This is a genomic window from Streptomyces sp. NPDC015242 (assembly GCF_043079125.1).
Taxonomy (GTDB): domain Bacteria; phylum Actinomycetota; class Actinomycetes; order Streptomycetales; family Streptomycetaceae; genus Streptomyces.
This window is the reverse complement of sequence record NZ_JBIBUF010000003.1, coordinates 519860-541971: the sequence shown is the minus strand read 5'-3', so window position 1 is coordinate 541971 and position 22112 is coordinate 519860. Positions and strand designations below refer to the sequence as shown.

Here is a 22112-nt window from a genome sequence, read left to right as displayed (position 1 = left end):
GAAGATCCCGCGGACCCGCACCCGGCGACGCACCCTGCCCCTGCCCCCTCCTGCCCCGCCGCCCCCCCTCGGGCCGCCCGGCCGGGCATCACTTCGCGGTGGAGGGGCGGGCGTCAAGAGTGAAGCGCAGCGCAATCGGCGAAGCCGACGCCCGGAGGGCGCTCTTGACACCCGCCCCGGAACCGCCAACCTGAGAAAAACCGGGCGGCCATGAGTACGTCCTGGCCAACAGGTGGTCCCTCGGCCTACGGGAAAGCGACAGACAGCTCACCCCCGATCCAGTAATGGCTCAGGGCAGAGAGGTTCTACGCAGGAGAAGGTCGGGCACGGTGGGGTGCACGAGGCGTTGGTCCGCGTCGCACACCCGCAGGGTGAACGTCTCCGGCCCTGGACGGCCAGCGGCATCGAAGGCAGACACGACCCGTTCGACGCGCTCCCACAAACGCAGTGGACCGCCCTCACGCACCCGCCACTTGCCGTCCGAAGGCGACAGAGTCGCTGCGGAACCACTCACGACATCCACCAGGCAGACGGTCTCGTCGACCATGACCACCTGTGCGTCCGGCACGGCGCATTGAGCGATGAACCGTAGATGGAACGCTTCCTCGGTCGCGGCCATGAGACGCTCGGGACCGTGCAGGGCCGTTCTCGGCTTGTCCGGTAGCCCAGCGGCCCAGTGCGCAGGGTTTCCGAACGACGGTGGGGCATGGGTCCGAGCAGCCATGAAAGAGACCGTGTCGGGCAGCAGCGAGCCCTGCGCCGTCCCGTCCTCGGCGACCGTGAGCAGCACACGGGCATAGCCGTAAAGCCATCCCGAAAGAGTGAGCAGTATCTTTCCGCCCGGTCGGGTTTGGTCGAGAAGCGCAGCCGGGACGCTGCGGAAGGAACAGGCGGCTACGACCCGATCGAAGCGCGCCTCGGGCCAATACCCGTACAGTCCGTCCGCCACGGCGAGTGTCGGGGTGTAGCCGCACCCATATAGTGCGTCCGCCGCCGCCTCCAGCCGCCGTGGGTCAACCTCGATACTGGTGACGTCGCCGGAGTCGAGGCGCTCACAGGCCAGCGCGGTCGAGTATCCGGTCCCAGTACCGATCTCCAGCACTGTGTGCCCCTCGGCCACATCGGCGTCGGACCACATGCGAACCACCAGGGACGGCAGAGTGGACGACGAAGTGGGCGCTCCGCCCCGCCGGGCGACGGGCGCCTTCCAGTCGGGCTCCTCGCCGTCGAACTGGGTGATGAGTGTGGCGTCCGAGTAGATGGACGTCAGCCATCGCCCTACGCGCGCCGGGCGCCCGCTTCCGCCGAGTTCCTCGCGTGGCTGGACGCCGTGGAGGCCGAGTGCGGGACCAGGTGTGGTGACACCCGCACCGCTCTGCACCTGATCGCCCATGCCGAGGACATTCTCGAGAACGGCAGCGAGCACGCCTCACCTCCATGGATGGACTGGTTCTCTCCGGCACGCCTCGCCGCCTTCAAGGGCAACACTCAACTGCTCGCCGGCCACCTGCCCCAAGCCCGGTCCACGTTGCTCCAGGCCCTTGGGGCCATGACTCCGGGAGAGGAGAAGCAGCGCACCGTCGTCTACGCCGACTTGGCAGCTGTCGAGGCAGCGTCCGGCAAGGCCGAAGCCGCCTGCGAGTACGCCGGCAAGGCGCTGGATCAGCTGGCACTTACCTGGTACGCCATCGGCATGGACCGGGTACGGGAAGTCCGCCGCGCTCTCACCCCGAACCAGCACGAGAGCTGCGTGCGCGCTCTCGACGACCGCCTTTACGACTGGGCTACGACGCTCAGTGTGCTGCGGCGTTGAACTCGCTCACCCTAGGGGCGAGCTCGTCCAGGGCCTCGATCCGGAAGGTCGGCAACTCCCTGGCCTCTGTGCTGTTCCACTGGATGCTGGCCCATGGCCCGCGGTGCACGAGCGCGGTGTGCATGCCGGCTTCTCCAGCCGGCCTGATGTCGTTGTCGCACCGATCACCGACATACAGAATCTCGCGCGTCTCGAAGGGCACGGCTGCGGCCACCCGCTTGAAGAACGCGGGGTCAGGCTTGCTGGCGCCCCAGTCGTCGGACGTACCGATCAGGTCGACATCGTCGGAGAACAGGTCCCGCAAGATCCTCCCGGCCCGAACGGTCTGGTTACCGGCGATGCCGAGCCACAGTCCGTCGGCTCGGAGCCGCCGCAGAGTCGGCCGGACATCCGGGTAGAGGTCGTTCTCCCCAAAGCTCTCCGGTTGCCCGGCAGCGGCCCGCTTCTCCCGCTCCTCGTAGAGATCGAACCCCGGCCGGAACTCCTGGAACGTCTCCCGGTAGTCGCGACCTTGGGCGATCACCGCCCCGAACATCGCGTGGAAGGTATGCCGCGGCACACCCAGCCAGTCAGCCCAAGTCCCGTACTCGCGGGTCTCGTCCACGAGGCACTCACCGACGTCGAAGACCACTGCGCGAATCATGAGGGCAGGCTATCCAATGCTGGTCTCCGGTCCAGTTCGGCGAACGAGCCCAAGTGCTTAGAGGCCCTGAGTCTCAACTGATCTTGGTGCGGTACTGGGTGAACAAGTCGTGACGCTGATGGTCATCCTGACCTACGAATGCCTTGAACTGGCCCAAGCTGTAGGCCAGATCACCGGATTTGCGTTCCGTCTTCTGCAGGTCGAAGTCGTGGCTCAGGTGGTTGAGGCGTCGCTCTACCTCAGGCTGGTCCATGAACACACCTGTCCTGGCAAGTTTCGTGATGATTTGCTCGGCAGTCAGAGGCCGAGACTGTTGCCGCAGAAGCCGGTACACCGGGTCGTGAATCGTGCTGGAGGTTTCCACGAGAGCAATCGGTTCACCTTTCTGCAGAAGGGCATCCCTGATCGCCTCGCCGAGAGCCTTCGCGACGGGCGGTGGGAAGGCGTTGCCGATTTGTCGGTAAACCGAAGTCTTGAGGCCCAGGAAGTCCCAGTCCGCGAACTCTCCGTGCCAGCCCTGCAGTCTGGCGACCATTTTGGTTGTCAGTTTCGGGCCCGGGGCGCCCTTCGTAGGTGTGAAGTCGGGCCTCGGCGCGTGGTTGGCAACGCCCATGGCGTCAACACCCAGCTCTGCCCAAGCCTTCTTCGCCCGGGTCGGGCCTAGATCGGCTCCACCGTGCTTTTTGGAGCCGCCAACGATAGTCGGAGCAATCTTGTTCGCCTTTGCCACCCAGGCGTCAACTTCCTCGTCGCTCCAGCCGTTCTCACGCATGAGATCATCGAGAATCTCACCCACTGTAGGGGCGTCCCCCGGACGCCCCTCGGGCCACCTGAAGTACTTCGCGTACTCGGGCTGAAGGGCAACGAGAACAAAACGAGGCCGCAACTGCGGGACGCCGAAGTCAGAAGCGTTGAGAAGCTTCCAGAATGCGATGTAGCCGAAGTCGTGCAGTTTGTCGAGAACGGCTTGCCTGTATCCAGAGAATCGATTCGCGCTAAGCCCGCGTACGTTTTCCAGCAGAAGAGCCTTGGGGCGCATCCGGCCGCACAACTCGATAGCCCAGGCGAAGAGATCACGCTCGTCGCTTGAGCCTAGTTGCTTACCCGCGATGCTGAAGGGCGGGCAGGGAACGCCGCCTGCCAGAAGGGCGATTTCGCCCTTCTCGAAGGCATCTGGGTCCCAGACGTCTGGATCCGCTACGTCACCAACTCTCACCAGGTCCTCTGGTGCCTCGGTGCCGTCCTCCTTGAGCAGGCGGCGAAGGTTCTGCTCCAGCGTATGGGCCGCATGGACGTCCAGCTCAATGGCAAGCCGGTGAGTGAACCCGGCACGGTGGAGTCCGAAGGACTGCCCGCCGGCGCCGGCGCAGATCTCGACGACTTCGAGTGTCTGCTTGTGCTCCGCCGCCGACATCGCGATCTCCTTCCGCATGCGCTGAACGGGCCAGCGCAAGTGGGGATGGTCAGTGCACCATCCCGCAGATATGACAAGTCTGTCCGACTCCGTGTGGACCAGCACCATAGCCGCAGATGGGTGGTCGGCACGGTAAGGCGGACGGGCTCGTGAAGTCTACGGCTCCCTGCGGCTCCTCTTAGCCGTGGGTCTCGCCGTGGGGCGCGGTGCCGAAGGCTATTAGTCCTGTATAGCTGACCGCAGCTCACCCCGGGCCTCGGCCGGCAGTCTCCGGTAAGTGTTCCAGGCCCGGTCCAACGGCGTGGTACCCCGGCGCCCTCGCTCCATCCAGCGAAGCAGACGACGTCGGTCTCCGGGCTCAAGGCACTTGATCTCGGCCAATGCGTCATCTACGCGTGCAGTGTCCCCATCGAAGCCGGAGCGGCACCGCTTGCACTCCGTCACCAGGAGAGCTTCCTCGCTGCCGTCGAGCAGGACTGCCTGTCGCCGGACAACGGAGAGCACCGCGGTCTGGTTCGAGTCGTCGTAATAGGACTCTCCTCCTGATACCCCGCAGATAGTGCACATGTAGTGATCTCGGGCAAGGATGGCCTGCCGTTCCTTACTGGAGACCGGCTTCCGCAGTGTGGCTGCGCGCCGGGCGACGGGGTCCCAGACTGGGACCCCGCTCTTCACGAAGCGCTGGTCCTCAGCGGTAAGGGTCGCGTCCTCCGTGTTGGTCAGCATGACCCATCCGTAGTCGCGGAGATCTCGTATGCGCCGGTCCGCTTGCGCGATGCCAGGGAACGCCTCCCGGATCTGCTCCTTGGTGAACGTGTTTCCTTCGCCGACCACCTGGACGAGCCAGAGTGCCCCCCGGACCATGGTTCCGGCCTTGAGCTCAGGGTCGTTCCAAGCGGGAAGCGTCACTTTGTGCTCCGTTCTCCATGGCGTCAGGATGCTGATTGTGGATCATCGGCATGCCTCCTGTCAGCGATGCCTGCGATAATGCTGGGGCACGCTGGCTCTGTGTGGGGAGGCTTCTGGTCATGGCAGTGAAGTTCGGTGTTCCACCCGAGGGTGAGAAGATTCGCTCGCTGGTGGACGAGCGACTGAAACAAGCCATGGTCGAGGACGGTGCGAAGGTCACCGTGGAGTGGCGCGGTGAGCAGAAGCACCTGCATGTGATCTCGATGCCGGTCGACATGCTCTACTTCAATCCCGACACTCACCGCATCCGCGCACAACGCACCCTCGACCCCGAGCGCAACCGCGTGCTGGAGGAGGAGCCGTGGAGTGAGGCCGGGCAAACGTATCTGCGCGACCTGCTGCGCTGTCGGCCTTCGAACCCCAACCAGACGGACCCTGATTATCTAGCGTTGCAGGATGAGCTCGATGACGTGGGTCAGCGCGAGCCGGGCATCATCAGCCCGGATGGCATCCTCGTCGATGGGAACACACGCTGTGCCGCTTTGAGGGATCTCGGTATCAGGGATATTCGGGTCGGTGTTCTCCCGGCGGATACATCCCGACGGGACATTAACAACGTCGAGCTCGCTCTTCAGCTCCGTCGCGACAAACGTCGTGAGTACTCGTACATCAACAGGCTCATCGCGATTGAAGACGAGTTGGCGGATGGCCGCCGAGAGGAAGACGTAGCCCGGGATTTCAACATCAAGCGGACCACCCTTCAGCAGGACCGCTGGGTCTATCAGCTGATCAACGACGCGATCGAGCGAAGCCGCACAGGCAGCGGTGCGGCTCTGCGGCTAGTTGACTTCGAGGACCATCAGGAGAAGCTCCGCGAACTCCACCGCGACTACACCAAGCTCGCCAAGACTGACCCCGATGCTGCCGAGCAGCTGAAGGAATCACGTCTCGCCATGGTGGTGCTGAACTACGCGAAGACGACTGTGCGCCTGGCCGAAGCTGACTTCCACAGCCGCTACCTTGACGAGCGCCTGCCTGACGAACTGCGGCCTGCTGCGCAGGAGTCCGCTGCTGTGTCGATCCCCGGACTCGAAGGTGTGGCGATCCCGGATGCCACGGCAGCGGTAAAGACTACTCGCGCACTTACGGATGCCCTGCTCCAGGCGAAGGCCGCCTCACAGGCCGGCGATAAGCTCGGCGCAGCCGCAGTGACCCGGGCCGATGGGTTGATCAAGTCTGCGCGGAAGACGTTCGATGTAGCCGTGAAGATGGCAGGTGCGAACGCCGAGTTGCTGAAGCGCCAGGTCGCTGTTCCAGCACGCCTCACTGATGCCGCAGACTACGTCAACCAATGTTCGGCGGAGTTCGCCGAAGCGCGGGCCAAGCGCGCGCTTGATGAGGATGCCTTCGACGATGCTTTGCTCACCCTGAAAGCGAGTCTCGCCCGGCTTGCTAAGCAAGCAGGACGCACGTTCTCCTCCCCTGGAGACGGGGTGGCCTGGCTGCTCGACGCCACGCGGGAGAGCTGATGCCTGGACAGTCGTCCGGCCCCAGCCTGGAGATCGGCTTCAGCGATGGTGTGACGCGCGCAAGGTTCCGGGCCGGAGCGGCCTTCGAAGGCGAGCTGCGACGCCTCGCACTTCGTTTCCAAAGCAGTGTGCAGCGTTCTCCAGGGACGCTGGAGGTCGAGATCGACGACCTTCTGACGAACCTGGTTGCCCTCGCTGCATGGCCGGAACCTGGAAGCGTTGTTTGGGATCCGCAGCTCGCGGCCCTTGCCAGAGATTCCGCGGCCGATGCACAGACTGTTGCCAGGCGCCTAGATCCTGCAGCTGGTTCTGACGGAGAGATCAGTCCTGAGGAAGTTGGTGACCTGCTCGGCGCAAAGTGGAAGGCGGGTCTCACCGAGTTTCAGCGGCGGGACATCGCGAAACTTTTGTCTCTGCGCCACGGAGCGAACTTCTCGGTACCTGGAGCTGGAAAGACTCGCGTCGGCCTTGCGGTTTTTCATGCTCTTAAGCGCAGAAACGGCATAGAACGACTTCTCATCATTGGACCCAAGTCCTGCTATGAGTCGTGGAAGTACGAGAATGAGGAGTGCCTGGCTGAGCCCCTGAGGATGGATGTCTTCTCAAAGGATTCCGATCCGGCGGCAGACGCGCTCATCGTCAACTATGAACGGCTGCGCCAGGATGGAGTCGTGAATAAGCTGGGTCAATGGCTGGCTGCGAGGCCGTCAATGCTGCTGCTTGATGAAGCCCACAGAATGAAGCGCGGAGCGGACGGGACGGATGGTTCAGCGTGTCTTGCACTCGGCCCTCGGAGCAGGCATCGCTTGATCCTGACCGGGACTCCTGCCCCAAACGGGGTTAAGGACCTCGAGAATCTTTTCGGTTTCGTGTGGCCAGGTCACGGACGGCAGAAGGTAATCCAGGCCGTAGCGGGTGGCGATCTCGCACGGGCGAGCCGAGTTCTCCGGCCACTGTTCACTCGCACCACAAAGGCGGAACTGGGATTGCCTCCGGTCGCCACGCGCCTGACCCCCGTGCCGATGCCGCCACTCCATCGTGAGGTATATGAGGCACTCATTGGGCGGTTCTCCGCCCGTGCTGCAGGTTCAGAGAACGACTTCCTGGCTCTGGGTAAAGTCATTGTCTACATGCTTATGGCGGCAACTAGCCCTGCGCTTCTTGCTGTAGGTACCACGCGTCATGAGCCGCTTTCCTACCAGGTTCCTCCGCTCTCTGTGCCTGAGGGCACACCGCTCTTCGAGCTGATGCGTGATCTTCCGAGTTACGAGATGTCGCCGAAGTACCGTGAGGTCCTCGCGATCGTCGGGCGGAACGCGGCTGAGGGGCGCAAGACGCTTGTCTGGTCGACGTTCGTCCGGAGCCTCAGCACCCTTGAGCGAATGCTTGGCGAGTTTTCACCAGCCCTGGTGTACGGCTCCATGCCTGATACCGACCGTGAGGCGGCGATCGAGCGGTTCCGGTATGACCCTGATTGCATGGTCCTCCTGTCCAATCCAGGGACGCTCGGTGAGGGCATCAGTCTGCATCATCACTGCCACGACGCTGTGTATGTCGACCGTGACTTCGCCGCTGGCCGCTTCCTTCAGAGTCTTGATCGTATTCACCGTCTTGGTCTTCCTCCAGGGACGGAGACCCGGGTTACCGTTCTGGCGTCTGAGGGTACGATCGACGAAATCGTTGATCAACGGCTCAGCGATAAGCTGCAGTTCATGGGTGGCATTCTCGATGATCCTGCAGTACAGCAACTGGGGGACCTCGACGAGGAACCGGCTGTCGGCGGCGGTCTGGATCACCGGGACCTCCAAGCGCTGATGGGTCATCTCCGTGCCCGTGCCGCCTGACCCGGTGCTGCGCGCGGCGGTGCGCTGGCTGGAGAGGCTTCCGGCGAGCGGGGTCTCCAGGGTGCGCGCACTGTTCACCACGCACAGTGATTACAGCGACATCACACCAACTCAGTACGACGCCGCGTACGCTTGGATTGGAGATGTCGGGCTTCTGGATGAGCTGGATAGTAAGGTCCCGTTGCCCTGCAGAGTATTTGGCGCTGCGATGGCAAACAGCCAAGTACCTTGGTTTCGCGATGCTGACCTGCTTATCCGCAGGCCAGATGAACTTCCCGAAGACGCCTTGCGTGCGGCAGAAGCTCTCGGCCTCACCCAAGAGGAGGCCTTCGCACAGGTAAGTACCGTCTGGGGCAAAGTGGACTCCGAGGAGCGCTCCCGGATCGGTACCGCTGGCGAACTCGCGCTTGTCGAGTTGCTGTCTAAATCAGCAAAGGGCCGAGTGGAGCATGTCGCGGCTTGGTCCGACGGTTACGGATACGACATTTTTGTGGATACACGCCAGCACTCTGCACATCTGGAAGTGAAGACAACGCTTCGCAAAGGGCGGCTTACCGTTTATATCTCACGCAACGAATACGAGACTATGATGCGTGACGCAGACTGGGAACTCGTCACGGTCCGTCTCACGGCTGATCTGCAGCTCGCGGCCGTGGCGGCGGTGCCGAAGCGCTGGATAGTGGACCACGTTCCCTCGGATCGCAGTCCCCGGGGGCGGTGGCAGTCGTGCAGACTCGACATACCCCCGGAAGTACCGGTACCAGGCATCCCGAGCGTCATGCCGATGCTCAACGAAGCCGCACCCGTTGTGCTACGGAAGGGCTTTGCCTCCTAGGCCGGCCCTGCGCACCATGGCGTGCAAGAGTGGGAACGTCTCCGGTTCAGCTCCCCGGTAATCGCTTCAGGACAGACTCGGCACCGATGTGCAGCGGAGCAGTCGCGCCGTCGGCCACGATGTCGCAGCCTTGGCACAGTGCAACGGACCCGGGCGAGGTCAGTGGCATGACGCGCTGCATTAGCGCGATGCCCTGCCCTGCTCCGCTCGGCGAGCCGTCACTGCCTTGCAGACGGCGAGTGCGCATTCTTCCGCTGGCTCGTGCTCCCAGAAGCGGAGGACGAGCCACCCTGCTTCCTCAAGACGCCGGTCAGTGTCACGATCGCGCGTCACATTGCTCACAACCTTCTCTGACCAGTAGCCCGAGTTAGTTTTCGGCGGGATGTAGTGCTCGGGGCATCCGTGCCAGTAACAGCCATCGATGAAGACTGCCACCTTGACTGGACGGAAGACCATGTCTGCTGTACGCCGAAGATCCGGAAGGGGGCGGGCGGCAACGCGGTACCGCAGGCCCCGGGCGTGCACCAGCCGCCGCAGCAGCCTCTCGGGCTGTGTGTCACGGCTGCGGATAGCCTGCATGTTCCTGCGGCGAGCCGCGGACGAGGCCCATGAACCAGCGGGCGCTTTCCATGCGGAACCTTCGGACATACGGCAGAGGGTAGTCCGCCGTCGAGCAGAGTTCACCAGCGCCGCTAGGCCGCCCGCTTCCCGGCCAGTGTCGTGCCTCCGCGCCCCGCCCCAAGGGCGCTTCACTCCGCTGCGCTCCGTTCCGCGTCGGCTGCGCCGATGGCCCTGCGGGCCACCCTTGACCCGGACCGCTCCAGCAAGGGAGAGAAGCGAGCGGGCGGCCCGGGGAAGCGGGGGCACGGGCTCGCAGCGCCGAGGTGCGCTGACCGGCCGCCCGGCGGTGCGGGCGCGTCAGCGTCGCCGCGCACGCCGGGGCGGTTCAGCGGCATTCTGCCGGTGGTCGTTGTGGCCCGCCGGCGGCCAAGTCAGGCAACACCCCCATGGCACTCCCCATACCCCCGCCCCGACCCGCACCAGCACCCCGCCCCCTCCTGCGGGGGCCACGCCACCGCGCGGCCCCGGGCCGCCAGGGTCGTGGCGTACTGGGGGAGGAGCGTCGGGTCGCCCGGGGAGGAGCCCTCCGATGCCGCGAAGGCCTCGTAGGACGGGACCGTGCCGGTGACGATGCCGAGGTTGGGGGTGCCGGAGGCGGCGAGTTCGCGCAGGGCGCGCTCTATCGACGCGAGGTGTTCCTCGTGGGAGGGGTACTCCTCGGCCAGGGACGGATACGCCTGGAGCAGCTCCGTCAGTTCCGTCGCGGGCCAGTGGAGCATCGCCACCGGGAACGGGCGGGAGAGGGCCTCCCGGTAGGCGCCGAGTTCCGCGCGGAGGCGGAGGATCTCGGCCTCCAGTTCCGCCGGGTTCTCCGAGCCGAGGGACCACACGCGCTTGGGGTCGTGAAGTTCGTCCAGAGAGACCGGCAGGGAGTGGACCGTGTCGGCCAGGGCGTCCCACTCGTCGTGGGAGCGGCCCAGCATGCGGCGCACCCGGTGGCGGCCGAAGAGCAGGGGGTGGGTCGGCTGCGGGGGCCGCGGCACGTCCGTCAGGAGCAGGCGCACGGCCTCCGTGAAGGTGTCGTGCGCCGCTTCCAGCTCGTCGTGCGACTCCAGGGCCTCCGCCACGATCACCCAGGGGGCCGGGTCCCGCGGGGCCGCCGTCCGGACGCCGTCGATGATCGCCCTGGCCTCGGCCTCGTGGCCGTACTCCCAGAGGTTCGAGGCCTTGAGCGCCCGTACCAGGTGGGGATGGTCGAGGGCCTCGGGGGAGGACAGGAGGCGGTCGTAGAGCTTGGTCGCGGTGGGGCGGTCGCCGGCGAGTTCGAGGTGGGCCGCTGCCCGCAGCAGCAGGGCCTCCGCGTCCTCGGGGTACAGGCCGGCGGTCCGCTCCAGGCGTGCCGCCTCGGCGGTGTGGTCGACGTTTTCGGCAGGCGTGTCGGGGCGCATGGGGGACACCGTACTGCCGGGAGGTGACGAGCGTGAGAGATGCGCAGGCCAGGCCGCGTCAGCGCGCACGCTCGTCACCGGGGCTCCACCGTTCGCCCCGGACCACCGTTCGCCCCGGACCGCCGGCCGGGTCCGGTTACGGCGTCACGCCCTCGACGTGGAGCGTCTGCACCGATTGCGCGGCGAAGGGGACGCTGACCGACTTGCCGGACAGGCGGATGTCCGAGCGCGGGGTGTAGAGGTCGCCGCCTCCCGTCGTCACCGTGTTCCAGCGGGGGACCAGGCCGCCGGAGCCGCCCGTCACCGTCGTGAAGCGGGAGAGGTCGAAGGTGAGGGTCTGGGCTGTCGTGGCCGTGTTGACGGCCACCAGGACCAGGCGGCGGGACTGCGCGTCGTACGCCGCCACCGCGTTGCCCGCTCCCGTGTCCAGGATGGTCATGCCGGGGCGGATGTGGCGGCTGAACTGGGCCAGGACGTAGTGCTTGGTCTGGACGGTGGTCGGCTGGAGCGTGTTCGCGTCGTAGGCGATCATCGCCCAGCCCGCCGACGGGTCCATGACCTGCCAGTAGCACCAGGCGGTGGGGTGCAGCCAGCGGAAGTCGTAGCAGAGGTTGGACGCCATGGTCAGGCCGGTGCCGTCGCTGTCGCCGGTCTCGGAGTTCCACAGCTTCTTGCCAGACGTCGTCACCACGTCCGTGTAGAGGAGGTCGCGGCGGCCACCCGAACCCTGGTAGCCGTGCACGTTGACCTGGGAGACCAGGGCCTTGGTGGAGGAGCCGAAGGAGGCCCAGGTGGAGCGGGCCGTGTCGTAGTTCGTCTCGTCCGAGGCGGCGATGCGCACGCCCGTGAGGCCGCGCTTGTCCAGCTCGCTGCGCAGGTGGGGCAGGACGGCGGCCTGGACGGCGGGGTCCATGTGGCAGCCCTCCTGGGTGCCGGTCGCGGTCCACCAGGTGGAGGCCGGTTCGTTGAACGGGTCGACCGTCGCGAAGTTCACGCCCCAGTTCGACTTCGCGTACAGCGCCGTCGCCGCCAGGTGGGAGGCGTGCTGGCGGTAGTTCCAGGTCTGGAGGTTGTTGCCGCCGCCGGCCGCGCCCGAGGGGTTGTGGTTGCTGCACATCCACCACATCGGGGAGTTGGCGAACAGCTCGGTGACAGCGCCCCGTTGGACCGCCTTGACCAGCATGGCGCGCTGGTTCGCGTCCGCCGTCCACTTCCAGGCCGAGGAGGTGGGGTCCTCGTTGTTCCAGTCCTGCCAGAAGCCCTCGATCTGCTTGAAGCCGGGGATGTTGGGCGACTTCACCATGGTCTCGCCGCCGACGCTGTTCCAGCTGCACGCGCCGAGGTTGTAGCGGGCGATGTTCAGGCCGAGGCCGGGCAGCGACCTGCCGTCGTACGTCACCGACTTGGTGGTGAAGAACAGGTCGGCGAAGTCGTCCCGGGCGCCGAAGACGTTGGCCCACCAGGCCAGGGAGGTGCCCCAGCCCTCCCAGGTGCCGTACGTCGTCGACGGGTTGACGGCGATCGTGGCGTCCGCGTGCGCGGTGCCCGTCGCCAGGGCGCTGCCGAGGAACGTACCGCCTGCTGCGGCCAGCAGGGATCTGCGTCGGATCACGGCTCCTCCGTCACGGAATTCGGGCTCGGGGGTCTTCAGGGCGGCTCGTTCTTGTCCCGTGCATGGCAACGGGGTGATGGCATCGAGAAGCATCGGGCGTGGCGGGAGGGTTGTCGAGAGTTCTGACGGGGGTTTCTCAAACCCGTTTATGAAGTGCCCGGTCCGTGCGGGAGCGCGATCCTGTATAACCGAGAGCAGGACACACACGTGTACGAGGGAGGGGGCAGCCGGTGAACCGCGGTGGGACCAGCCTGCGTCCCGCTCTCGCGCTGCTCCTCCTGATCGTCCAGGTGGTGCTGCTCGACGGGGGCGGCCTCTCCGCCACCGTCGCCCTCGCCGCGACCGCCGCGGCCTCGGCCGCCCTCACGCTGTGCGCCGTCGCCGCCGCGCGCTGCGCTCCCGCCGTGCCGCGGACCCGGGTCCGTACGGCCATCCGTGACCGTGACCGCCGTACGGCCTTCCTGCCCCAGCGCGATCCCGACGCCCGGGGGCGCACCCGTCCCCGCGCACCCGGTCACGCCCTCCGGGCGACCATCGCGTAGGGCCTCACCAGCACCTCGGTGACCCCGCGCGGGTCGTCATGCCGCTTGTCTCCGTCCGGCACGACGAGACCCCCGGAGGGCTCACCCATGTCCGTCTTCGCCACCCTGGTCGAGCGACTCGCCGACCTGCTCCAGCCGCTGTTCGGCACGTCCGCTGCCGCCGCCGCGATCGTCCTGTTCACCGCACTCGTACGACTCCTCGTCCACCCCCTGTCCCGGGCCGCCGCGCGCGGTCAGAAGGCCCGCACCGCGCTGCAGCCCAAGATCGCCGAACTGCGCGGGAAGCACGGGAAGGACCCCGAGAGGCTCCAGCGGGCCGTGCTGGAACTGCACGCCCGGGAGAAGGTGTCGCCGCTGGCCGGCTGCCTGCCCGGGCTGCTCCAGGTGCCCGCGTTCTTCCTGCTGTACCACCTGTTCTCCAGCGACACGATCGGCGGGCGGGCCAACGAGCTGCTCGGCCACGCGCTGTTCGCCGCGCCGCTGGGCGGACGGTGGGCGGACGCGCTCCAGGGCGGGATCCTCGGCGGGGCGGGGCTGGTGTACGCCGGGCTGTTCGCCGTCGTCGCCGTCGTCGCCGCGTTCAGCTACCGCCTCAGCAAGCGCATGACGGCCGCGAACCCGGTCCTCCCGGCCGGCCAGGGGGAGCAGGTGCCGGGGCTGGGGGCGGTGACCCGGGTGATGCCGTTCCTGTCCTTCTTCACGCTCGTCACCGTGGCCGTCGTGCCGCTGGCCGCCGCCCTGTACGTGGTGACCAGCACGGCCTGGAGCACCGTCGAGCGGGCCGTGCTGTACCGCTGACCGCCCGGGGCGGCGGTCCAGTACGTGAACGGGGTATTGCGGAGCGAACACCGAGCTTGGACGATCGACCAGTCCTCCGATGGCTGCCCCGCCGCACCCGGGTCGCGCGCATCGGCGGGCGCCCGCGATCGAGGGAGACTGATCATGAAGCTGCTGCGAGTCGGTACGGCGGGGGCGGAGCGCCCCGCGCTGCTCGACGCCGAGGGGACCCTGCGGGACCTGTCCGGCGTCGTCGCGGACGTCGACGGCGCGCTGCTCGCCGACGAGGAGGCGCTCGGCCGCGTCCGGGCCGCCGCCGACGCGGGGGAGCTGCCCGTGCTGGACGCCACCGGGCTGCGCGTCGGGCCGCCCCTCGGGCGGATCGGCAAGATCGTCTGCATCGGGCTGAACTACCACGACCACGCGCGCGAGACCGGAGCCGAGCCGCCCGCCGAGCCCGTGGTGTTCATGAAGGCGCCCGACACCGTCGTCGGGCCGCACGACACCGTCCTGGTGCCGCGCGGCTCCCGCAAGACTGACTGGGAGGTCGAGCTGGCCGTCGTCATCGGGCGGACGGCCCGGTACCTGGAGTCGGCGGAGGAGGGGCTGGCCCACGTCGCCGGGTACGCCGTGGCGCACGACGTGTCCGAGCGGGAGTTCCAGATCGAGCGGGGCGGCACCTGGGACAAGGGCAAGAACTGCGAGACGTTCAACCCGCTCGGACCGTGGCTGGTGACGGCGGACGAGGTGCCCGACCCGCAGGCCCTGTCCCTGCGGCTGTGGGTCAACGGCGAGCTGAAGCAGGACGGGACGACGGCCGAGCAGATCTTTCCCGTGGGGGAGGTCGTGCGGTACCTCAGCCGGTTCATGACGCTGTACCCGGGCGACGTGATCAACACCGGGACGCCGGCGGGGGTGGCGCTGGGCGCGCCCGAGCCCAAGCCGTTCCTGCGGGCCGGGGACGTCGTGGAGCTGGAGATCGACGGGCTGGGGCGGCAGCGGCAGGAGTTCAAGGACGCGTAGCGCTCCGCTGGGAGAGCCGGGGAACTGGGGAGAGCCGGGGGCCGCGGTCGTGGTTCGGCTGCGGCCGGAGGGTGGCTTGCCGCGCAGTTCCCCGCGCCCCTGGGGCGCGCCCCCGCCAGGTCAGCCCAGCAGGGCCGCCAGGTCGCGCCAGGCCTTCCGGGGGAGCGCGTCGCGCGGCTCCCCGTTCACCACCTGCAGGGCCACGTGGTCCGCGCCCGCGTCGAGGAAGCCGTCGATCTTCCGGCGGATCGCCTCGTCGTCACCCCAGGCGAACAGGGCGTCCACCAGGCGGTCGCTGCCGCCGTCCTTCAGGTCTTCCTCCGTGAAGCCGTGGCGGAGGAAGTTGTTGGTGTAGTTGGGCAGGGGAAGGTAGAGCTCGAGGAACTCCCGCGCCCGGGCGCGGGCCCGGTCCGGGTCCGTCTCCGGGACCACGCCCAGCTCCGGGGCGAGCAGCGGCTCCTCGCCCAGGATCTCGCGGGCGTGCGCGGTGTGTTCGGGCGTGACCAGGTACGGGATCGAGCCCGCCGCCCGGTCGCGGGCCAGCCGCAGCGACTTCGGGCCGAGGGCGGCGAGCAGGCGCCGCTGCGCCGGGACTCCGGCGGCGTCCAGTCCGTCCAGGTGGGCGACCAGCGCCGAGTAGGGGCGGGCGTACTGCTCCACCCGCTTGGCGTGGCTCACGCCGAGTCCCAGCAGGAAGCGCCCGGGCCGGGCCGCCTCCAGCTCCGCGAAGGCCCGGCCGGCGGCGTCCGGTTCGTGCTGCCAGATGCTCTGGATGCTGGTGCCGACGGTGAGCCCGGAGGTCGCCTCGACCAGCGGGGCGGCGTGGGCGGCGGAGCTGTTGCCGCCCAGCCAGACGGCGCCGTAGCCCAGTTCCTCCAGTTCGGCGGCGGCCTCGGCCCGTTCACCGCGGCGGTCCGGGTCCTCCGAGCGCAGCCCCACGCTCCAGATCCCGTACCTGCCGACCGCTTCCTTCACCTGAGTGCTCATCCGTTCAGGTCCCTCCGGTGGTGCCTTGCTCGATCACGCTGACGCAAGGGCAACCGGAGGGACCCGGTGATGATTCCGGCACCACCCGGCGGCAGGTCCTAGCGGCCGAGGAACTGCTCCAGGGCCTCCACCACGAGCCGGTGGTCCTGCAACTGCGGCAGGCCCGACACCGTCACCGCGCCGACCACACCCACGCCCTCCACGGTGATGGGGAACGAACCGCCGTGCGCCGCGTAGGTGTCCGGGTCGAGGCGCGAGGACTCCTCGAACGTGGTGCCCTTGGCACGGAAGCGGGCGCCGACCAGGTAGGACGCCGAGCCGTAACGCTCGACCACCCGGCGCTTGCGGGCGATCCAGGCGTCGTTGTCGGGGGTCGAGCCGGGCAGCGCGGCGTGGAAGAGCTGCTGGCCCGCGCGGTGGATGTCGATGGCGACCGGCGCCTGCCGCTCCCGCGCCAGCTCCACGAGGAGCGAGCCGAGCTCCCAGGCGTCGTCGTGGGTGAACCGGCGGAACACCAGGCGGCGTTCCTCCTTCTCCAGCTCTTCCAGGCTCGGGGTGAGTTCCGGATGGAACTTCGGGGTGAGCTCCTGGTTGTGCGAGGAACCGTGCGGGTTCTTGTGCGTCACAGCGTCACCACCGTCTTCTCGCGGGCCGAACGACGGGCCGCCTCCAGTACGTCCAGGGCGGCGGCCGCCTCCAGCGCGGTCACCGGGTTCGGGGCGCCCGCCAGCAGGGCCTGCGCCACGGCCGCATAGTAAGCGGGGTAGTCGCCCGGGAGGGTCGGTTCGGTCCGGCCGCCGCCGGTCACCGGGGACTCGCCGGAGCCCACCCGCCCCCACAGAGACTCGGGCTCCACACCCCAGTCCGCGCCGGGGCGCCGCCCCTCGCGCAGGGCCGCCTCCTGGGGGTCGAGGCCGTACTTGACGTAGCCCGCCCGCGAACCCAGGACGCGGAAGCGGGGGCCGAGCTGGGCGGTCGTCGCGGACACGTAGAGGTGGGAGCGGACGCCGCTCGCGTGCGTGAGCGCGATGAACGTGTCGTCGTCCGTCTCCGCGCCCGGGCGGCGGACGTCCGTCTCCGCGTACACGGCGGTCGCCGGGCCGAACAGGACCAGGGCCTGGTCGACGACATGGCTGCCGAGGTCGTAGAGGAGGCCTCCGATCTCCGCCGGGTCGCCGGACTCGCGCCAGCCGCCCTTCGGCTTCGGCCGCCAGCGCTCGAAGCGGGACTCGAACCGCCAGACGTCGCCCAGCTCGCCCTCCGTCAAGAGCTTGCGCAGGGTGAGGAAGTCGTTGTCCCAGCGGCGGTTCTGGAAGACGGACAGGAGCAGGCCGCGCTCCTCGGCGAGGGCGGCGAGCGCCCGGGCCTCGGCGGCCGTGCCCGCGACGGGCTTGTCGACCACGACCGGCAGGCCGGCCTCCAGGGCGGTGGTGGCGAGCGGCACGTGCGTCTTGTTCGGCGACGCGACGACGATGAGGTCCAGCTCGGCGGCCCGCGCGAACAGCTCGTCCGGCGAGGCGGCGAGGCGGACGTCCGGGAACTCGGCGCGGGCCTGCTGCTGCCGCTCGGGGTTCGAGGTGACCACCGTGTCGAGGACGAGGCCCTCGGTGGCGGCGATCAGCGGGGCGTGGAAGACGGAGCCGGCGAGGCCGTAGCCGACGAGGCCGACGCGCAGGGCCGAGCCGGGGGCTGCGCCGGGCGGGGTTCCGAGGGGTGTGCCAGTCATGCCGTCCACTTTCGCAACGCTGTTGCCAAAGTGCAAGCGCCGGGGACAATGGGGGAGTGAACAGGGCGAACGACGGGGTGGCGGCGGGAGCGGCGGGGGCCGGAGCGGCGGACACGGCCGCGGCGGGCCGGGCCGCGGCGAGCGGGGGTGCGACGCACAGTGCTGCGAGGCACCGGGCTGCGGCGAGCGGGGTCGCGCCGCACGGGACTGCGGCGAGCGGGGTTGCGGGAAGCGGGGTCGCGGCCAGCGGCATGCGCGGGGCCGTGGGGGCGGCCGCCGGCGGGGCGGGGCAGGGGGCCGGGGCGAACCTGCTCGCCCTGCGCAGCCACAACACCGCGCTGGTGCTGGACCTGCTGCGGGCGGCCGGAACCGAGGGCATCAGCCGGCTGGAACTGGCCGAGCGGACGGGGCTCACCCCACAGGCCGTCAGCAAGATCACGACGCGGCTGCGGGAGGAAGGGCTCGCGGCGGAGGCAGGGCGGCGGGCGTCGACCGGGGGCAAGCCGCGGACGGTACTGCGCCTGGTCCCGGAGGCCGGGCACGCGGTCGGGGTCCACCTGGACCGGGACGAACTGCGGGTCGTGCTCGTGGATCTCCGGGGAACCGTGGTCGGTGAGCGGCGCACGGAACTGGATCTGGGGGCCGGGGCGGAGGCGGTGCTGGGGGCGGTGACCGAGGCGGTGGGCTCGGTGCTGCCGGGCGGGGCGGGGGCCGTGCGGTCAGACGGGCCCGGGACGGTGCCGGCGGACGCGGCGCCGTCGAGTGGGGCCGGCAGGGCCGGCGTGTCATCGAGCGAGTCGGACGTGCCGCTGCCGAACCAGGCCGGCAGGGCGGACGTGCTCCTGCCGGGCGCGCCGGATGCGCCGGCGCCGAGCCGGGCCGACAGGCCGGACGTACCGCTGTCGGGCGCGCCGGGCGCGCCGGGCGCGTCGGACGCGGCGTCGCCGGGCGGGGGCGGCACGGTCGCGGCCGAGAGGGCGGGCGGGGGCGAGGGCCCCGGGACCAGCCGCAGGACGGGTGAGACGCTGCCGGCCCGGGAGGGCGGGGTGCTGCCGGACACGAGGGAGATGGCCCTGCTCGGGGCCGGGGTCGTGCTGCCCGGGCCGCTCGACCATGAGCGGGGCGTGCTGCACCGCGTGACGGGCTTCCCCGAGTGGGACGGCTTCCCCCTGCGGGAGGCACTGGCCGGACGGCTCGGTGTGCCGGTCGTGGTCGACAAGGACACCAACGCCGCGGCCCTGGGCCTGGCCGTCGGCGGCGAGGGCGGTTCCTTCGCCTACCTGCATCTCGGCACGGGTCTGGGGGCCGGGCTGGTGATCGGCGGCAGCGTGCACCGCGGGGCCAGGACCGGGGCCGGGGAGTTCGGCCACCAGGTGATCCAGCTGGACGGCCCGCCGTGCACCTGCGGTGACCGCGGCTGCGTGGAGGCCCTGTGCCTCGACGCGGTGGCGCGCGGCGACCTGGACGAGGCGGCACGGGTCCTCGGGACCGGAGCGGCGAACCTGGTGAGCCTGCTCGACATCGACGTGGTCCTGCTGGGCGGCCGCACGGTGACCGCGGCACCCGAGCCCTTCGTCCGCGGGGTCGGGGCGGTCCTGGCGGAACGGGCCCGGAGGACGGGCCAGGACGCCGTGCCGGTACGGCTCGCGCCGGGAGGCGGACGGGCCGTTGCGGCCGGGGCGGCCCAGCTGGTGCTGGGGCCGGTGTTCGGACGGGGAGACGGGTAGGGGCGCCCCGGTCCTGTCCGCCGACCGGGCGGTTCCGCACCGCCGTTCGGGCTGCTTCCCGGCCCCGCCGACTTCCCCCCGCCGCCGATCGGCAATGTCACGTCATCATGCGACTCTGCACGCCCGCTCGCCTCGGCCCGGCGGCGGCAGCCGCCGCCGTCCTGTTCATGGGTGCACCCCCGGCGTACGCCGAGGACCCCGCGCCCGCCTGTGCCGCGCCCGACGACCACACCTTCCCCCTCACCACCCGCCTGCGCGGCGGGCCGGACAGCTACACGGCCGGGGGCGGGTTCGGGACCTGGTACCTCGACCTGACCAACACCACCGACCGGACCTGCTCCGCCATCCATCCCGTCGTCGTGCTCGTCGACGACCGGCGGGCCCTCCAGCCCTCCCAGCCCCGGCTGGAGTTCTTCGAGGAGGGACGCACCCGTGCCCATCCCGTGCGGTTCGAGAAGACCGGGGAGGACGAACTCGTCGGGGCGTTCACCGACGAGGCGGACCGCTTCGGCGGGTTCACCGTCGGGCCGGGCCGGACCGTCAGCGTGAAGGTCCGGCTCGCGGTCACCTCGGACGCCGCGCCCAACGACGTGACCGCCAACGCCGCCGTCGTACAGCGGCACGACGACGACGGCGACTGGGTCGGGCAGTCCAACGACTACCGCTTCCGCATCCAGGGCGACGGGCCCGGCACCCAGCCGCGCCCCGACGCCGACGCCTCCGTCCCGCCCCGGCAGGACCGGTTCCCGTTCGCCGAGGAACTGGCCCGCACCGGCACCGGCGTCCGGATCGCCGCGGCCTGCGCCGCCGGCCTGATCGCCGCGGGCGCGGCGGCACTGCTCCTCGCCCGCAGACGGTCCTGAGCCGCCGTCCAGGTCAGGCGGGACACCGGCTCCCCGTCCCGCCTGTCGGGACGGGACCGGCGGCCCGTTCCGCAAGATCCCGTCACTGTCTAGGCTGGGTCGCACGCTGGACCGCGTACGGCAGGAGACCCCGCACATGGCAGACCGCAAGCCCATCGAGTCGTGGCTCACCGACATGGACGGTGTGCTCATCCACGAGGGCGTACCGATCCCCGGCGCCGACGCCTTCCTGAAGAAGCTGCGCGAGTCCGGCAAGCCCTTCCTGGTGCTCACCAACAACTCGATCTACACCCCGCGCGACCTGCACGCCCGGCTGAAGCGCATGGGGCTCGACGTGCCGATCGAGAGCATCTGGACCTCGGCGCTGGCCACCGCCCAGTTCCTGGACGACCAGCGGCCGGGCGGGTCCGCGTACGTCATCGGCGAGGCGGGCCTGACCACCGCGCTGCACGACATCGGCTACATCCTGACCGACCACGAGCCGGACTACGTCGTCCTCGGCGAGACCCGCACGTACTCCTTCGAGGCCATGACGAAGGCGGTCCGGCTGATCCTCGGCGGCGCGCGGTTCATCGCCACCAACCCCGACGAGACCGGCCCGTCCACGGAGGGCCCGCTGCCCGCGACCGGCGCGGTGGCCGCGCTGATCACCCAGGCCACCGGCAGGAAGCCGTACTTCGCGGGCAAGCCCAACCCCCTGATGATGCGCACCGGGCTGAACGCCATCGGCGCGCACTCCGAGACCAGCGCGATGATCGGCGACCGCATGGACACCGACGTGCTGGCCGGCATCGAGGCCGGGATGCGGACGTTCCTGGTGCTGACCGGCCTGACCCGGCCCGACCAGGTCGAGGACTTCCCGTACCGGCCGTCGCACATCGTGGACTCCATCGCGGACCTCGTCGACCGGGTCTGAACCCCCGCGGCGGCACGCCCCCCGGGCTCAAACCCGTCGCCACCCGTACGGAGCAGTCGCCGCGTCCTTGCGGATGCGGTGACCGGCCCTGCGGGGGAGGCTCCAGGCGTCTGGAGGTTCACGATGGGTTCCCTGAGAGTCACGGTCTGCACGGCCGTCCTGGCCGCGACCGCCCTGACGCCGGCGGCGCACGCGGCGGACACGCCGGACGCGGGGGGCGCGAAGGGCAGGAAGGGCGCGGCGGGTGTCTCGGTGACCCCGGCGACCCCCGCGCCCGGCACGGACGTCACCCTCCGAGTGACCCGCTGCGCCCAGCGCACGGCCGTCGCCGCCTCGCCCGCGTTCGTCACGGACGCCCGGCTGACCGTCGCGGACGGCGAGCGCGAGCTCACCGGCGAGAGCCGCGTCCGCTCCACGCTCGCACCGGGCAGGTACACCGTGCGGGTCACGTGCGGCGACACCGAACGGACCGGCGGGTTCACCGTGCGCGAGGCCACCAACGGGTGGTCGGCCGAACGACCGCCCGCCCCCGCCGGACACGAACGACTGCCCGTTGCCGCCGGCGACGACGGGGAGCCGCCCGCACCCGCCGGCCACGAGCAGCCGCCCGCCCCCGGCGAGGACGGCGGGCCGCCCGAGCCCGGGGGCCCGGGTGAGCGCGGCACCGGCGGGCCGCCGCCCGTCCCCGGCGGCGACGGGCACTCCGCCGCTTCCGACCCCGGCCACCAGGACGACGAGCAGGGGACCGCACACCGCCCCACCGCCCCCGTCTCCCCGGTCGCACCCGTCCAGGCGGGCGGTGGCGGCACCGCCGGTCTCGCCGCCGACGAGCGCGGGACCGGGCCCGGGACCGCGCAGGGGGTGACCGGCCTGGTGCTCGCCGGGGTGGCCGCCGTGGCCGTCGCGCTGGGCGGCGTCCGCCGGCGCCGGGAAACGGACTGAC

Annotated in this window: 21 protein-coding genes; 11 read left to right on the top strand and 10 right to left on the bottom strand. The window is 69.6% G+C overall.

Annotated features, from left to right (window positions below; all coding sequences use genetic code 11):
* Positions 1 to 289 precede the first annotated feature (289 nt).
* Complete coding sequence (locus ACF07N_RS13925; protein WP_392112107.1) at positions 290 to 1426, bottom strand: methyltransferase domain-containing protein; 1137 nt, start codon at positions 1424 to 1426, stop codon at positions 290 to 292.
* Positions 1427 to 1441: 15 nt separating this feature from the next.
* On the opposite strand from ACF07N_RS13925, the gene ACF07N_RS13920 reads away from it, so the two are divergent.
* Positions 1442 to 1813, top strand: coding sequence for a hypothetical protein (locus ACF07N_RS13920; protein WP_392112104.1), 372 nt, complete (start codon positions 1442 to 1444; stop codon positions 1811 to 1813).
* Here the strand turns inward: ACF07N_RS13920 and ACF07N_RS13915 are convergent.
* The 3 genes from ACF07N_RS13915 to ACF07N_RS13905 form a co-directional block, all read right to left on the bottom strand.
* Positions 1794 to 2456 (bottom strand): HAD family hydrolase, encoded by a 663-nt coding sequence (locus ACF07N_RS13915; protein WP_392112101.1) that lies wholly within the window; start codon positions 2454 to 2456, stop codon positions 1794 to 1796. The genes ACF07N_RS13920 and ACF07N_RS13915 overlap by 20 nt on opposite strands.
* Positions 2457 to 2529: 73 nt before the next feature.
* Positions 2530 to 3888, bottom strand: a complete 1359-nt coding sequence (locus ACF07N_RS13910) for a DNA cytosine methyltransferase (RefSeq protein WP_392112098.1) — start codon at positions 3886 to 3888, stop codon at positions 2530 to 2532.
* Between the two features lie 201 nt (positions 3889 to 4089).
* Positions 4090 to 4779, bottom strand: a complete 690-nt coding sequence (locus ACF07N_RS13905; protein WP_392112095.1) for a hypothetical protein — start codon at positions 4777 to 4779, stop codon at positions 4090 to 4092.
* A 119-nt stretch (positions 4780 to 4898) separates the two neighbouring features.
* On the opposite strand from ACF07N_RS13905, the gene ACF07N_RS13900 reads away from it, so the two are divergent.
* The 3 genes from ACF07N_RS13900 to ACF07N_RS13890 all read left to right on the top strand — a co-directional run bounded on the left by ACF07N_RS13900 (position 4899) and on the right by ACF07N_RS13890 (position 8987).
* Complete coding sequence (locus tag ACF07N_RS13900) at positions 4899 to 6308, top strand: transcriptional regulator (protein ID WP_392112092.1); 1410 nt, start codon at positions 4899 to 4901, stop codon at positions 6306 to 6308.
* Complete coding sequence (locus ACF07N_RS13895; protein WP_392112089.1) at positions 6308 to 8152, top strand: DEAD/DEAH box helicase; 1845 nt, start codon at positions 6308 to 6310, stop codon at positions 8150 to 8152. Before ACF07N_RS13900 ends, ACF07N_RS13895 begins: the two co-directional genes overlap by 1 nt.
* A gap of 61 nt (positions 8153 to 8213) precedes the next feature.
* Positions 8214 to 8987, top strand: a complete 774-nt coding sequence (locus ACF07N_RS13890) for a DUF3883 domain-containing protein (protein ID WP_392112086.1) — start codon at positions 8214 to 8216, stop codon at positions 8985 to 8987.
* A gap of 180 nt (positions 8988 to 9167) precedes the next feature.
* On the opposite strand, the gene ACF07N_RS13885 is transcribed toward ACF07N_RS13890, so the two are convergent.
* From ACF07N_RS13885 to ACF07N_RS13875, 3 genes are all read right to left on the bottom strand, one after another.
* Positions 9168 to 9635 (bottom strand): very short patch repair endonuclease, encoded by a 468-nt coding sequence (locus ACF07N_RS13885; RefSeq protein ID WP_392112083.1) that lies wholly within the window; start codon positions 9633 to 9635, stop codon positions 9168 to 9170.
* Between the two features lie 344 nt (positions 9636 to 9979).
* Entirely contained in the window at positions 9980 to 10996 is a 1017-nt protein-coding gene (locus ACF07N_RS13880; RefSeq protein WP_383328453.1) for a hypothetical protein, read from the bottom strand.
* Between the two features lie 136 nt (positions 10997 to 11132).
* Positions 11133 to 12608 carry a beta-1,6-galactanase gene (locus ACF07N_RS13875; protein ID WP_392112080.1) on the bottom strand — a complete coding sequence of 492 codons (1476 nt, stop codon included), beginning with the start codon at positions 12606 to 12608 and terminating at the stop codon, positions 11133 to 11135.
* A 230-nt stretch (positions 12609 to 12838) separates the two neighbouring features.
* Between ACF07N_RS13875 and ACF07N_RS13870 the strand changes: the two genes are divergently transcribed.
* The 3 genes from ACF07N_RS13870 (at position 12839) to ACF07N_RS13860 (ending at position 14950) form a co-directional block, all read left to right on the top strand.
* Positions 12839 to 13150: a DUF6412 domain-containing protein gene (locus ACF07N_RS13870; protein ID WP_392112077.1), complete on the top strand. Its 312-nt coding sequence runs from the start codon at positions 12839 to 12841 to the stop codon at positions 13148 to 13150.
* A gap of 87 nt (positions 13151 to 13237) precedes the next feature.
* Positions 13238 to 13948, top strand: coding sequence for a YidC/Oxa1 family membrane protein insertase (locus ACF07N_RS13865; RefSeq protein ID WP_392112075.1), 711 nt, complete (start codon positions 13238 to 13240; stop codon positions 13946 to 13948).
* Between the two features lie 144 nt (positions 13949 to 14092).
* Complete coding sequence (locus ACF07N_RS13860) at positions 14093 to 14950, top strand: fumarylacetoacetate hydrolase family protein (protein WP_383339568.1); 858 nt, start codon at positions 14093 to 14095, stop codon at positions 14948 to 14950.
* Between the two features lie 120 nt (positions 14951 to 15070).
* On the opposite strand, the gene ACF07N_RS13855 is transcribed toward ACF07N_RS13860, so the two are convergent.
* The 3 genes from ACF07N_RS13855 to ACF07N_RS13845 form a co-directional block, all read right to left on the bottom strand.
* A complete protein-coding gene (locus ACF07N_RS13855; RefSeq protein WP_392112072.1) occupies positions 15071 to 15937 on the bottom strand; it encodes an LLM class F420-dependent oxidoreductase in 867 nt (288 codons plus the stop codon).
* Between the two features lie 98 nt (positions 15938 to 16035).
* On the bottom strand, positions 16036 to 16563 hold the full coding sequence (locus ACF07N_RS13850; protein WP_392112069.1) for a heme-degrading domain-containing protein: 528 nt from the start codon (positions 16561 to 16563) through the stop codon (positions 16036 to 16038).
* The gene (locus tag ACF07N_RS13845) at positions 16560 to 17663 is read right to left on the bottom strand and encodes a Gfo/Idh/MocA family oxidoreductase (RefSeq protein ID WP_392112066.1); all 1104 of its coding nucleotides are present in this window, start codon (positions 17661 to 17663) and stop codon (positions 16560 to 16562) included. Before ACF07N_RS13845 ends, ACF07N_RS13850 begins: the two co-directional genes overlap by 4 nt.
* Before the next feature lie 251 nt (positions 17664 to 17914).
* Between ACF07N_RS13845 and ACF07N_RS13840 the strand changes: the two genes are divergently transcribed.
* From ACF07N_RS13840 to ACF07N_RS13825, 4 genes are all read left to right on the top strand, one after another.
* Positions 17915 to 19390: an ROK family protein gene (locus ACF07N_RS13840; protein ID WP_392112063.1), complete on the top strand. Its 1476-nt coding sequence runs from the start codon at positions 17915 to 17917 to the stop codon at positions 19388 to 19390.
* A gap of 107 nt (positions 19391 to 19497) precedes the next feature.
* Complete coding sequence (locus ACF07N_RS13835; RefSeq protein WP_392112060.1) at positions 19498 to 20253, top strand: hypothetical protein; 756 nt, start codon at positions 19498 to 19500, stop codon at positions 20251 to 20253.
* Between the two features lie 136 nt (positions 20254 to 20389).
* Positions 20390 to 21169, top strand: a complete 780-nt coding sequence (locus ACF07N_RS13830; RefSeq protein WP_383328421.1) for an HAD-IIA family hydrolase — start codon at positions 20390 to 20392, stop codon at positions 21167 to 21169.
* A gap of 123 nt (positions 21170 to 21292) precedes the next feature.
* Complete coding sequence (locus tag ACF07N_RS13825; protein WP_392112057.1) at positions 21293 to 22111, top strand: hypothetical protein; 819 nt, start codon at positions 21293 to 21295, stop codon at positions 22109 to 22111.
* Position 22112: the final 1 nt, after the last annotated feature.

Excerpts from the sequence above, each read along its gene's own strand:
- ACF07N_RS13865 (WP_392112075.1), top strand. The coding sequence starts at position 13,238 with ATGTCCGTCTTCGCCACCCTGGTCGAGCGACTCGCCGACCTGCTCCAG.
- ACF07N_RS13835 (WP_392112060.1), top strand. The coding sequence starts at position 19,498 with ATGCGACTCTGCACGCCCGCTCGCCTCGGCCCGGCGGCGGCAGCCGCC.
- ACF07N_RS13830 (WP_383328421.1), top strand. The coding sequence starts at position 20,390 with ATGGCAGACCGCAAGCCCATCGAGTCGTGGCTCACCGACATGGACGGT.
- ACF07N_RS13910 (WP_392112098.1), bottom strand. The coding sequence starts at position 3,888 with ATGCGGAAGGAGATCGCGATGTCGGCGGCGGAGCACAAGCAGACACTC.
- ACF07N_RS13825 (WP_392112057.1), top strand. The coding sequence starts at position 21,293 with ATGGGTTCCCTGAGAGTCACGGTCTGCACGGCCGTCCTGGCCGCGACC.
- ACF07N_RS13920 (WP_392112104.1), top strand. The coding sequence starts at position 1,442 with ATGGACTGGTTCTCTCCGGCACGCCTCGCCGCCTTCAAGGGCAACACT.
- ACF07N_RS13840 (WP_392112063.1), top strand. The coding sequence starts at position 17,915 with ATGCGCGGGGCCGTGGGGGCGGCCGCCGGCGGGGCGGGGCAGGGGGCC.
- ACF07N_RS13880 (WP_383328453.1), bottom strand. The coding sequence starts at position 10,996 with ATGCGCCCCGACACGCCTGCCGAAAACGTCGACCACACCGCCGAGGCG.
- ACF07N_RS13855 (WP_392112072.1), bottom strand. The coding sequence starts at position 15,937 with ATGAGCACTCAGGTGAAGGAAGCGGTCGGCAGGTACGGGATCTGGAGC.
- ACF07N_RS13885 (WP_392112083.1), bottom strand. The coding sequence starts at position 9,635 with ATGTCCGAAGGTTCCGCATGGAAAGCGCCCGCTGGTTCATGGGCCTCG.
- ACF07N_RS13845 (WP_392112066.1), bottom strand. The coding sequence starts at position 17,663 with ATGACTGGCACACCCCTCGGAACCCCGCCCGGCGCAGCCCCCGGCTCG.
- ACF07N_RS13895 (WP_392112089.1), top strand. The coding sequence starts at position 6,308 with ATGCCTGGACAGTCGTCCGGCCCCAGCCTGGAGATCGGCTTCAGCGAT.
- ACF07N_RS13915 (WP_392112101.1), bottom strand. The coding sequence starts at position 2,456 with ATGATTCGCGCAGTGGTCTTCGACGTCGGTGAGTGCCTCGTGGACGAG.
- ACF07N_RS13860 (WP_383339568.1), top strand. The coding sequence starts at position 14,093 with ATGAAGCTGCTGCGAGTCGGTACGGCGGGGGCGGAGCGCCCCGCGCTG.
- ACF07N_RS13900 (WP_392112092.1), top strand. The coding sequence starts at position 4,899 with ATGGCAGTGAAGTTCGGTGTTCCACCCGAGGGTGAGAAGATTCGCTCG.